Source organism: Flavobacterium zhairuonense (genome assembly GCF_004352915.1).
In the GTDB taxonomy this organism is placed as follows: Bacteria; Bacteroidota; Bacteroidia; order Flavobacteriales; family Flavobacteriaceae; genus Flavobacterium; species Flavobacterium zhairuonense.
Genome location: NZ_SJSY01000019.1, coordinates 1 through 308 on the forward strand (window position 1 = coordinate 1; position 308 = coordinate 308).

1 protein-coding gene is annotated in these 308 nt (G+C 56.2%); it reads right to left on the reverse strand.

Annotated features, from left to right (window positions below; translation table 11 throughout):
• Positions 1 to 7 precede the first annotated feature (7 nt).
• Positions 8 to 308, reverse strand: a 301-nt coding sequence (locus EYY60_RS22375; protein ID WP_208749415.1) for a hypothetical protein, incomplete at its 5' end; no start/stop codon positions are given.

Genomic DNA, 308 nt, shown 5'->3' on the forward strand with positions numbered 1-308 from the left:
CGTTGACCTATTCGATCTGCGACAAGGCCAATGCATCGAACTGCTCGACAGCGACTGTGAGCCTGACGGTAAACGCTCCGGTTGCGATCCCTGTGATCGATGCAGTGACTGAAACAACGACGGCGGTCAACAGCAATGCAGGAGGCACGACAGCATCCCTGACGGCAAACGATACGCTGAACGGAAGTCCGGTAACGGTAGGGACAGGCGCAGGAGAAGTGAGCTTCACGCTTATTAGCACGCTTCCATCAGGCCTTGTGCTTAACGCAGACAAGACAATCACGGTAGCTCCGGGCACAGCCTCAGGA